At 67.1% G+C, this 9,800-nt stretch carries 11 protein-coding genes; 4 read left to right on the top strand and 7 right to left on the bottom strand.

What is annotated here, in order from left to right:
• Positions 1–495 precede the first annotated feature (495 nt).
• Positions 496–2,388 (top strand): molecular chaperone HtpG, encoded by a 1,893-nt coding sequence (gene htpG, locus ACVOMM_RS04785; RefSeq protein ID WP_128989070.1) that lies wholly within the window; start codon positions 496–498, stop codon positions 2,386–2,388.
• A 70-nt stretch (positions 2,389–2,458) separates the two neighbouring features.
• Here the strand turns inward: htpG and ACVOMM_RS04780 are convergent, their stop codons facing one another.
• Complete coding sequence (locus ACVOMM_RS04780; protein WP_128989068.1) at positions 2,459–2,758, bottom strand: hypothetical protein; 300 nt, start codon at positions 2,756–2,758, stop codon at positions 2,459–2,461.
• A gap of 129 nt (positions 2,759–2,887) precedes the next feature.
• Between ACVOMM_RS04780 and ftsY the strand changes: the two genes are divergently transcribed.
• Genes ftsY through ACVOMM_RS04765 form a run of 3 tightly spaced genes read left to right on the top strand, consistent with a single transcriptional unit; the run spans position 2,888 to position 5,569 of the window.
• Positions 2,888–4,189: a signal recognition particle-docking protein FtsY gene (gene ftsY / locus ACVOMM_RS04775; RefSeq protein WP_053517307.1), complete on the top strand. Its 1,302-nt coding sequence runs from the start codon at positions 2,888–2,890 to the stop codon at positions 4,187–4,189.
• The gene (gene mutY / locus ACVOMM_RS04770) at positions 4,182–5,294 is read left to right on the top strand and encodes an A/G-specific adenine glycosylase (protein ID WP_231107715.1); all 1,113 of its coding nucleotides are present in this window, start codon (positions 4,182–4,184) and stop codon (positions 5,292–5,294) included. The genes ftsY and mutY overlap by 8 nt, the downstream gene beginning before the upstream one ends.
• A gap of 5 nt (positions 5,295–5,299) precedes the next feature.
• Positions 5,300–5,569, top strand: coding sequence for an oxidative damage protection protein (locus ACVOMM_RS04765; protein WP_065174958.1), 270 nt, complete (start codon positions 5,300–5,302; stop codon positions 5,567–5,569).
• An 18-nt stretch (positions 5,570–5,587) separates the two neighbouring features.
• Here ACVOMM_RS04765 and ACVOMM_RS04760 read toward each other — a convergent pair whose 3' ends face one another.
• The 6 genes from ACVOMM_RS04760 to ACVOMM_RS04735 all read right to left on the bottom strand — a co-directional run bounded on the left by ACVOMM_RS04760 (position 5,588) and on the right by ACVOMM_RS04735 (position 9,745).
• Positions 5,588–6,037, bottom strand: a complete 450-nt coding sequence (locus ACVOMM_RS04760; RefSeq protein ID WP_053517332.1) for a DUF6491 family protein — start codon at positions 6,035–6,037, stop codon at positions 5,588–5,590.
• 107 nt (positions 6,038–6,144) lie between these two features.
• Entirely contained in the window at positions 6,145–6,963 is an 819-nt protein-coding gene (locus tag ACVOMM_RS04755) for an ATP-binding cassette domain-containing protein (RefSeq protein ID WP_065174957.1), read from the bottom strand.
• Positions 6,956–8,197, bottom strand: coding sequence for a lipoprotein-releasing ABC transporter permease subunit (locus tag ACVOMM_RS04750; protein ID WP_065174956.1), 1,242 nt, complete (start codon positions 8,195–8,197; stop codon positions 6,956–6,958). The genes ACVOMM_RS04755 and ACVOMM_RS04750 overlap by 8 nt, the downstream gene beginning before the upstream one ends.
• Positions 8,198–8,220: 23 nt before the next feature.
• Entirely contained in the window at positions 8,221–8,670 is a 450-nt protein-coding gene (locus tag ACVOMM_RS04745; protein ID WP_111185440.1) for a hypothetical protein, read from the bottom strand.
• Complete coding sequence (locus ACVOMM_RS04740) at positions 8,621–8,869, bottom strand: FAD assembly factor SdhE (RefSeq protein ID WP_053517299.1); 249 nt, start codon at positions 8,867–8,869, stop codon at positions 8,621–8,623. The genes ACVOMM_RS04745 and ACVOMM_RS04740 overlap by 50 nt, the downstream gene beginning before the upstream one ends.
• Positions 8,870–8,959: 90 nt before the next feature.
• Positions 8,960–9,745, bottom strand: coding sequence for a succinate dehydrogenase iron-sulfur subunit (locus ACVOMM_RS04735; RefSeq protein WP_053517298.1), 786 nt, complete (start codon positions 9,743–9,745; stop codon positions 8,960–8,962).
• Positions 9,746–9,800 lie beyond the last annotated feature (55 nt).

The following is a 9,800-nucleotide window of genomic DNA, read 5'->3' as shown; positions in this document are numbered from 1 at the left end:
AGGTTGTGGGGGACGCCGTGAACCCATCCCTGGGGGCTTGGCCGCGGCATCCATGCCGCGGACACCCCCACAACCTGATCCACCCCGCCTTCGACCGTTTCCTGCGATCTGTCGGAACGGCTCTTGGGGTCAGATCCGTTTTCCTGTGGAAAACGGATCTGACCCTGGCTTGGATCTCGAGATCTGAGAGATTTCATCCACGCATGGCGTGGATCTAGTGGTCACCGGCCAACTGTCGAAGGCGGGGCACTGTGGGTTCGCGGGGTGTGAGCCGCATGGATGCGGCGACCAAGCCTCCATGGACGGATTCACGGCGCCCCCGCGAACCCACAGTGCCCCGCCATCCCACGGAATGCACGCTGTTGCTTTTGCTCTGGCCTCTGCGGGTGCAGGGCGCCGCCCTGCCCGACCAACCCCCTTGATTTCGGGACAATCACCCCTACCCCTTGGCGAGGCCGCACGCGCTGGCGCGGCATTGCACACGGAGCCCTATCGATGACCGAGACGACCCAGACCGAAACCCTTGGCTTCCAGACCGAAGTCAAGCAGCTGCTGCAGTTGATGATCCACTCGCTGTACTCCAACAAGGAGATCTTCCTGCGCGAGCTGGTGTCCAATGCCGCCGACGCGGCCGACAAGCTGCGCTTCGAGGCGCTGACCCAGCCGTCCCTGCTGGAAGACGACAGCGACCTGCGCGTGCGCGTGAGTTTCGACCCGGCCGCCCACACCATCACCATCGAGGACAACGGCATCGGCATGAGCCGCGCCGAGGCCATCGCCCACCTCGGCACCATTGCCAAGTCCGGCACCGGCGACTTCCTGCGCCAGCTGTCCGGCGACCAGAAGAAGGACTCGCAGCTGATCGGCCAGTTCGGTGTCGGCTTCTACAGCGCGTTCATCGTCGCCGACAAAGTCGAAGTCACCTCGCGGCGGGCCGGCCTGGCCAGCAGCGAAGGCGTGCGCTGGACCTCGCGCGGCGAAGGCGACTTCGATGTCGCGACCCTCGACAAGCCCGAGCGCGGCACCCGCATCGTGCTGCACCTGAAGGACGGCGAACACGACTTTGCCGATGGCTGGCGCCTGCGCAGCATCCTCAAGAAGTACTCCGACCACATCGGCCTGCCGATCCAGATGCCGAAGGAAGGGGGTGAAGAGGGCGCGGCGGTCGAATGGGAAACCGTCAACCGTGCCAGCGCGCTGTGGACCCGTCCGCGCACCGAGATCAGCGACGCCGAGTACAGCGAGTTCTACAAGCACGTGGCACACGACCACAGCGATCCGCTGGCGTGGAGCCACAACAAGGTCGAAGGCAAGCTGGAGTACACCTCGCTGCTGTACGTGCCGGGCCGTGCACCATTCGATCTGTATCACCGCGATGCGCCCAAGGGCCTGAAGCTGTATGTCCAGCGCGTGTTCGTGATGGACCAGGCCGAGCAGTTCCTGCCGCTGTACCTGCGCTTCATCAAGGGCGTGGTCGATTCCAACGACCTGTCGCTGAACGTCTCGCGCGAGATCCTGCAGTCCGGCCCGGTCATCGATTCGATGAAGGCCGCGCTGACCAAGCGCTCGCTGGACATGCTGGAGAAGCTGGCAACCGACAAGCCCGAGCAGTACGCCACGTTCTGGAAGGAGTTCGGCCAGGTGCTGAAGGAAGGACCGGCCGAGGACTACAACAACCGCGAGAAGGTGGCCGGCCTGCTGCGCTTCGCCTCCACCCGTGGCGAGGGCGATGCCCAGACCGTCTCGCTGGCCGACTACATCGGTCGCATGGCCGAAGGCCAGGACAAGATCTACTACCTGACCGGCGAGAGCTACAGCCAGGTCCGCAACAGCCCGCACCTGGAAGTGTTCCGCAAGAAGGGCGTGGAAGTGCTGCTGCTGACCGACCGCATCGACGAATGGCTGATGGGTTACCTGACCGACTTCGACGGCAAGGGCTTTGTCGACATCGCCCGTGGCGACCTCGACCTCGGCGCGCTGGAGACCGAGTCGGACAAGCAGGAACAGGAAGCGGCGGCCAAGGACAAGCAGGCCCTGATCGAGCGGCTGAAGGCGGTGCTTGGCGACGACGTGGCCGAAGTCCGCGTGTCGCACCGGCTGACCGATTCGCCAGCGGTGCTGGCCATCGGCGAACAGGATCTGGGCCTGCAGATGCGCCAGATCCTGGAAGCCAGCGGCCAGAAGGTGCCTGACAGCAAGCCGGTGCTGGAGATCAATCCGGGGCACCCGTTGATCACCAAGCTCGATGGCGAGGCCGATGGTGATCGTTTCGATGATCTCGGCCGCGTGCTGTTCGACCAGGCCGCGCTCGCGGCCGGCGACAGCCTGAAGGACCCGGGCGCCTACGTTGCGCGCCTGAACAAGCTGCTGCTGGAACTGTCGGCCTGACACGCTGGGTGGTCGCCGGGCATGGCCCGGCGCTGCCAGGCGCTGGCTGTCATCTGCCAGGCCGGGCTGCTCAGGCCCGGCGATCCAGCAGCGACCCCAGCATCTGGTCCTGGCGGCGGACCAGCGAAGCGTTGGCGGCGAAGGCCACCACCTCCGCGTTTGCCGCCAGCAGATCAGCCAGCGGCGCGGCGGGATCGGCGCCGGCAGCGGTCACCCGGGTCTGCACCCCACCCTGTTCCACCGCCGCGCGCTGCAACTGCAGGCGCGGTGCATCGGCTGTCGCCAGGTTGGCCACGTTGTGCGCGGCCACCTGCACGCCTTGCCCTGCGGCCCGCATGCCGCTCCAGGCCGTTGCCATCACGTTGTCCATGGCGGTCTCCGGGCCACTCGGTGCAGCCCTCCGAAGCCATTAGCGGCTGCCCGGCCGCGACCTTGAGTCCACATCGGGCAGACGGGCCCGGGTGGTAGCATATCCCTCTGATTTCAGCGCCTTTTGCCAATGCTCAGTTTTTTCCGCCGCAAGAAGCCCCAGGACGCCGCCACACCGGACGCGCCCAAGACCCAGCACTACTCGGCTGAAGAGCTGGCGGCGGCATTCCCGTCGGCCGCGCCCGTCGAGGACACCACGGTCGTAGCCGACGCCCCGCCAGCCGTGGCTCCAGCTGAGGCGGTGCCCGTCCCGGCGCCGCCCGCCGCTGCCCCGGCGTCCCCGCCGGCGCCGGCAGCGACCGAACGCGTCCTGGCACCGGAAGACGTCGAGGCCGAGGCACGTGCCGCCGCAGCCGTGCTCGCCCCGCTGGCTCCGGTGATCCCCGCACAGCAGCCCTCCGCACCGGCCGCCGACCTGCCGGTGCTGGTGGATGCCGCACCGGCCCCCGCCGGCAAGTCCGGCTGGCGCGAACGCCTGCGCAACAGCGCCATCGCGCGCAGCTTTGGCGGCCTGTTCTCGCGCAATCCCAAGCTCGACGATGACCTGCTGGACGAACTGGAAACCGCGCTGATCACCGCCGATGTCGGCGTCGGTGCGACCACCGAGCTGGTCGAAGGCCTGCGCAGACGCATGAAGGCACGTGAGTTCGCCGATGCCAACGCACTGCTGGGCGCACTGCGTGCCGACCTGATCGCGATCCTGCAGCCGGTCGCCAGGCCACTGGTGATCGATCGCAACGCCAGGCCCTTCGTGGTGCTGACCGTTGGCGTCAACGGTGTCGGCAAGACCACCACCATCGGCAAGCTGGCCAAGCGCTTCAAGGACGACGGGCACAGCCTGATGCTGGCCGCCGGCGATACCTTCCGTGCCGCTGCCGTGGCCCAGCTGCAGGCCTGGGGCGAGCGCAACGGCGTGGCCGTGGTGGCCCAGGGCCAGAACGCCGACGCCGCCTCGGTGGCCTACGACGCGCTGCAGGCCGGCAAGGCGCGCGGCACGTCGGTGCTGATTGCCGATACCGCCGGCCGCCTGCATACCCAGTCCGGCCTGATGAACGAGCTGGGCAAGATCCGTCGTGTGCTCGGCAAGATCGATCCCGCTGCGCCGCACGAGGTGCTGATGGTGATCGACGGCACCACCGGCCAGAACGCGCTGTCGCAGCTGCGCCAGTTCAACGCCGCGGTGAACGTGACCGGCCTGGTGGTGACCAAGCTGGACGGCACCGCAAAGGGCGGCGTGGTGTTCGCACTGGCCCGCGAGTTCGGCATTCCGATCCGTTTCGCCGGCATCGGTGAACGCCCTGAAGATCTGCGTGAATTCGATCCGGAAGCCTTCGTCGACGCGCTGCTGCCCGAAGCGCTTGGCAGTGCCTGAGGCCACCGTCGTGCCCGCGGGCGACCCGTTCGTCGCCCGCCTGCTGCACTGGTTCGACGACCACGGCCGCCACGACCTGCCCTGGCAGCATCCGCGCAGCCCCTATCGGGTCTGGTTGTCGGAGATCATGCTGCAGCAGACCCAGGTGGCCACGGTCATCCCCTACTTCCAGCGGTTCCTGCAGCATTTCCCGACCCTGCCCGCGCTGGCCGCGGCCAGCAACGATGCAGTGATGGCGCAGTGGGCCGGGCTGGGCTACTACGCCCGTGCGCGCAACCTGCATGCGGCGGCCCAGCGCTGCGTGGAACTGCATGACGGCGAACTGCCGCGTGATTTCGACGCGCTGCATGCGCTGCCCGGCATCGGCCGCAGCACTGCAGGCGCGATCCTCAGCCAGGCCTGGAACGACCGGTTTCCGATCCTCGACGGCAACGTCAAGCGCGTGCTCAGCCGGTATCACGGCATCGAAGGCTTCCCCGGCCTGCCAGCCATCGAAAAGCAGTTGTGGGCCATCGCCGAAGCGCACGCGGCCCAGGTGCCGGATGGCCGGATGGCCGACTACACGCAGGCGCAGATGGACCTCGGTGCCACCGTGTGCAGCCGCGCCAGGCCCGCCTGCGTGATCTGCCCGCAGCAGCAGGACTGCGTGGCGCGCCGCGAAGGCCGGACCGCCGAGCTGCCCACGCCGAAGCCAGGCAAGGCCCTGCCCGAACGCGAAGCCGTGGCCCTTCTGCTGCGCGATGCCCAGCAGCGCGTGCTGCTGCAGAAGCGACCGGAGACCGGCATCTGGGCGCAACTGTGGACCCTGCCGCAGGCCGACGCCGGTGAAGCGCTGCAGGACTGGTTCGATGCACACGTGGACGGCTCGCTGGAAGATGCCGACGAGCTGCCGGTGCTGCAGCACACCTTCAGCCACTACAGGCTGCACCTGCAGATCCTGTCGCGACAGGTACGCGGCCTGCGCGTGGAAGAATCCTCGCTGCGCTGGGTCACCGCCGACGAACTGCCGACGCTGGGCTTGCCGGCTCCCATCCGCAAGCTGCTTGATGGCACTGCGATCAAACCGCCACAACGCAGATCCAAGAAACCCCGCAACCACGAGTGAGTGCCATGCCCCGAACCGTCTTCTGCCAGTACGAACAACGCGATGCCGAGGGCCTGGACTTCGTGCCCTATCCGGGCGAACTGGGCCAGCGCATCTTCAACCACATCGGCAAGCAGGCCTGGGCGGCATGGCTGGCGCACCAGACCATGCTGATCAACGAGAACCGCCTGTCACCGCGCGACCCGAAGCACCGCGCGTTCCTGGAAGGGGAACTGGTCAAGTTCCTGTTCGAGAAGGACGCGGAGAAGCCCGCCGGCTTCATCCCGGAAGCCTGATCCGGAGATGGCGCCGGCCTAGTTCGCCGGCTCCTCGCGCTCCTGCACCTGCGCCTGCCGCAGCTCCTGTTCCGAAGCACGCAGCGCCTTCACGTCAAGCTTGCGGATGCTGCTGATGAAGCACGGCAGGCGCGGGCCTCCGGTCGGGTCCCGGACCAGCACCTTGTCGAAGCGGGCCGACACGCGGTTCATGCGGCTGGTCAGGCCGATGGCGGTCGCAAACGACAGATCCTGGCAGGGGCCGTTCAATTCCAGCAGGTAGGCCTCGCTGGGCCGGGTCCATACCGCCAGTGCACTGTCGCCCAGTTCGGTCCAGCCGTTGAGGCTGCCGAAGAACTGCATGTCATTCTGCGGTGCGCCGGCGTGCGCCCGGTACAGGTCCAGCCGCTCGGCACTGCTCAGGCGGCCGGTGGTCGCACACGCGGCCAGGGCAAGGCAGAGCCCTGCGATCACAAGCGGGGTCTTCATGTCGATCTCCACGGGGAACCGGGGGCCATCATGCGCCTGCCCGGGTATGGGCGGCGAGAATCCCGGCGCCACCGTTCAGGCGCCGGGAGGTGCACGTTGCCGGCCGCTCAGACGTCGGCGTGGGCCAGCTCGTGCAGGCGCCCTTCGCGCAGCTCCAGCACCCGGTCCAGGCGCCGCGCCAGACCGCGGTCGTGGGTGACCAGCACCAGGCTGGTATGGCGGGCACGATTGAGTTCGAGCATCAGGTCGAACACGGTGCCGGCCGTGCGATCGTCCAGGTTTCCGGTCGGCTCGTCGCCCAGCACGCAGGCCGGATGGTTCACCAGCGCGCGCGCCACCGCCGCACGCTGGCGCTCGCCACCGGAAAGCTCGCCCGGTTTGTGGTCCAGGCGATGGCCCAGCCCGACCGACTCCAGCAGCAAGGTCGCGCGCGCGGCCGCCTCCTCCACTTCAGGACGACCACGGACGAAGGCGGTGGCCCCGTTGACGATGCTGGCCAGCGCCGTCCCCACCACGCCCAGGCCGGCGAACATCGCCCGCTGTGACATCGGCGAATGCGAGCGGGACAGCAGCAGCGGCATCATCACGTTTTCCAGCGCGGTGAATTCCGGCAGCAGGTGATGGAACTGGTAGACAAAGCCCAGCGCCTGGTTGCGCAGCAGGCCACGCGCGGTATCCGACAGCGCCGACATGCGTTGACCGGCCACGTACACCTCGCCGGCACTGGGTACGTCCAGTCCCCCCAGCAGGTGCAGCAGCGTGCTCTTGCCTGCACCGGACGCGCCGATGATGGCCACGGTTTCACCCGCGGTGACGGTCAGGTTCAGGCCGTCGAACACCGGGGTCTGCATGCGCCCTTCGGCATAGATCTTGCCGAGGTGCTCGGCGCGGATCACTTCCTGGCCGCGGTCAAAGGCTTCATTCATAGCGCAGGGCCTCCGCCGGCTGGGTGCGTGCCGCCCGCCAGGCGGGATACAGGGTGGCCAGGAAGCTCATCAGCAGTGCGACCACGGTGATCACCACCACGTCGCCGGTCTGCATGTCCGTCGGCAGGCCGGTGATGTAGTACACGTCTTCCGGCAGCAGCTTGACGTTGAACACGCGCTCGATGGCACCGAGGATGCGTTCCAGGTTGAAGGTCAGGGTGATGCCGCCGATCAGTCCGGCCAGCGTGCCGAAGATGCCGATCAACGAGCCCTGCACCATGAACACCTGCATCACCCCGGCCGGGGTCAGGCCAAGCGTGCGCAGGATGGCGATGTCCGCCTGCTTGTCGGTGACCAGCATCACCTGCGAGGACACCAGATTGAACGCGCCCATGGCGATGATCAGCGACAGCAGGATGCCCATCACCACTTTCTCCATGCGCAGCGAGTGGTAGAGATTGGCGTTCTGCTGGGTCCAGTCACTTACGCGATAGGCGCCGCCAAGGTTCTGCGCAAGGTCCACGCCGACTTCCAGCGAGCGGTCCATGTCGTGCAGTTTCAGGCGCACGCCGGTCGCGCCATCGGCGCGCAGTACGCGCTCGAGATCCTTCATGTTGGCGAAGCCGACGCCGCGGTCGACCTCGTTGTAGCCGGCCTCGAAAATACCGCTGACGGTGAAGCGCTTCATCCGCGGAACGGCGCCTGCAGGTGTGCCCTGCACTTCGGCGAAGGTCACCAGCACCTGGTCGCCGACATCGACGCCCAGCCAGATCGCCAGTTCCTTGCCCAGCAGCAGATTGAAGCTGCCGGGTTTCAGGCTGTCGTAGCTGCCCTTGACCACCTTCTGGTCGATCACCGACACCTTCGGCTCCAGTGCCGGGTCGATACCCTGGATGATCGCACCCTGCACGCGCGGGCCGCTGATCATCGACTGGATCTCGATATAGGGTGCGGCGCCCGCCACGCGCGGGTCCTTGTTGGCCACGTCCACCACGCGCATCCAGTCCGGCATGGGCTCGCCGTCGCGACTGATGGTGGTATGCGCCGTCATCTGCAGCAGGCGGCTGCGGATTTCCTTCTGGAAGCCGCTCATCACCGCCAGGGTGGTGATCAGCACCGTAACGCCGAGCGCGATGCCCAGGATCGATGCCATCGAAATGAAGGAGATGAAGCCGTTGCGGCGTTTGGCGCGCAGGTAGCGCAGGCCGATGGCCACGGGAATGGGTTTGAACATGCAGGCACGCCGGACGATTCAGCCTATGGTGCCATCGACCGGGCTCGACGGGAAACGGCGCGTGCGGCGACGGCCAGTCGCAGTTCACGTCGCTGCCCGGCATCGAGCACATCCGGCCAGAACAGCAGGCGCCGCTGCCGCCGCCCCTGGCGCCCATGCAGCAACAGCCACGGGCCGCGGATCACCAGCTGTGGAGCGTCCAGCGCCTGCCCCGCCACCTGCAGCGGAGCGGGCAACGCCGGCAGGCACACCCTCACCTTCGGCCGGCGCAGGCGCCAGAAGAGCTCGGCCAGGCCCAGCGCCCAGACCAGCAGTACGACGGGAACCAGGGCGTCTCGGGGCAGATCCGAAGCGCGCAGCAGCCAGGGGGCGGCGAGCAGTACCGCCAGCTGGGCACCCGCCTGCAGCCGTGAAGGGCGCCACTCAAGGCTTGAGGGCGCGGATCCTGTCCATGAGCGGGATGGCGTGCGCATGCGGGCAGACCTCGTAGCCCATGAACCAGCGCCACAATTTATCGTCCTCACAGTCGAGCAGGAACAGGAAAACCTCGCGCTCTTCGGTCGGCGCAGCGCTCCATTCGCGGTCGAGGTAACGTTCGAACAGCTGGTCCAGTTCGCGCATGCCACGCCGGCAGCGCCAGCGCAGCTTCTTCAGCAGGGTTTCTTCATCCATTGCAGGCCTCCAGATACAGCGAAGCCACGCATGGCGTGGCTCGGCTGGGGTGCGTGCGGCCGCCGTCGATGCGGCCGCATGCGGGATGGATCAGGCGCGACGCTCCATCATGAGCTTCTTGATCTCGGCAATCGCCAGCGCCGGGTTCAGGCCCTTCGGGCAGGTGCGGGCGCAGTTCATGATGGTGTGGCAGCGGTACAGCTTGAACGGATCTTCCAGATCGTCCAGGCGCGCACCGGTGTCCTCATCGCGCGAGTCGATGATCCAGCGGTAGGCCTGCAGCAGGATCGCCGGCCCCAGGTAACGCTCGCCGTTCCACCAGTAGCTCGGGCAGCTGGTCGAGCAGCAGGCGCACAGGATGCACTCGTACAGGCCATCGAGCTTCTTGCGGTCTTCCGGCGACTGCAGGCGCTCGCGATCCGGCGGCGCCGGCGTCTGCGTGCGGATCCACGGCTTGATCGAGGCGTACTGCGCGTAGAAGTGGGTCAGGTCCGGAACCAGATCCTTGACCACGTTCATGTGCGGCAGCGGGTAGATCGGCACTTCCTTCTTGCCGCAGTCCGCGATGGCGCGGGTGCAGGCCAGCGTGTTGGTGCCGTCGATGTTCATCGCGCACGAACCGCAGATGCCTTCGCGGCAGGAGCGACGGAAGGTCAGGGTCGGATCGATCTCGTTCTTGATCTTGATCAGCGCGTCCAGGACCATCGGGCCGCAGGCGTCCAGATCGACCTCATAGGTATCGGTGCGCGGATTGCTGTCGTCATCCGGACTCCAGCGGTAGATCTTGAAGGTACGCACGTTCTTGCCGCCGTTCTTGACGGGGAAGTGCTGGCCCTTCGTGATCTTGGAATTCTTGGGGAGTGAAAACTCGGCCATGGCTGCTCTCGTTGGCTCAGGCGGCCCGCGCCCTCAAGGCGCGGATTGCATGGTA

The sequence above is a fragment of the Stenotrophomonas sp. STEN009 genome (genome assembly GCF_056760395.1).
This window is presented reverse-complemented; position numbering and strand designations above follow the sequence as displayed.

Coding starts and splice junctions, on each gene's coding strand:
- htpG (WP_128989070.1), top strand. CDS start 496: ATGACCGAGACGACCCAGACCGAAACCCTTGGCTTCCAGACCGAAGTC.
- ACVOMM_RS04780 (WP_128989068.1), bottom strand. CDS start 2,758: ATGGACAACGTGATGGCAACGGCCTGGAGCGGCATGCGGGCCGCAGGG.
- ftsY (WP_053517307.1), top strand. CDS start 2,888: ATGCTCAGTTTTTTCCGCCGCAAGAAGCCCCAGGACGCCGCCACACCG.
- ACVOMM_RS04765 (WP_065174958.1), top strand. CDS start 5,300: ATGCCCCGAACCGTCTTCTGCCAGTACGAACAACGCGATGCCGAGGGC.
- ACVOMM_RS04760 (WP_053517332.1), bottom strand. CDS start 6,037: ATGAAGACCCCGCTTGTGATCGCAGGGCTCTGCCTTGCCCTGGCCGCG.
- ACVOMM_RS04755 (WP_065174957.1), bottom strand. CDS start 6,963: ATGAATGAAGCCTTTGACCGCGGCCAGGAAGTGATCCGCGCCGAGCAC.
- ACVOMM_RS04750 (WP_065174956.1), bottom strand. CDS start 8,197: ATGTTCAAACCCATTCCCGTGGCCATCGGCCTGCGCTACCTGCGCGCC.
- ACVOMM_RS04745 (WP_111185440.1), bottom strand. CDS start 8,670: ATGCGCACGCCATCCCGCTCATGGACAGGATCCGCGCCCTCAAGCCTT.
- ACVOMM_RS04740 (WP_053517299.1), bottom strand. CDS start 8,869: ATGGATGAAGAAACCCTGCTGAAGAAGCTGCGCTGGCGCTGCCGGCGT.
- ACVOMM_RS04735 (WP_053517298.1), bottom strand. CDS start 9,745: ATGGCCGAGTTTTCACTCCCCAAGAATTCCAAGATCACGAAGGGCCAG.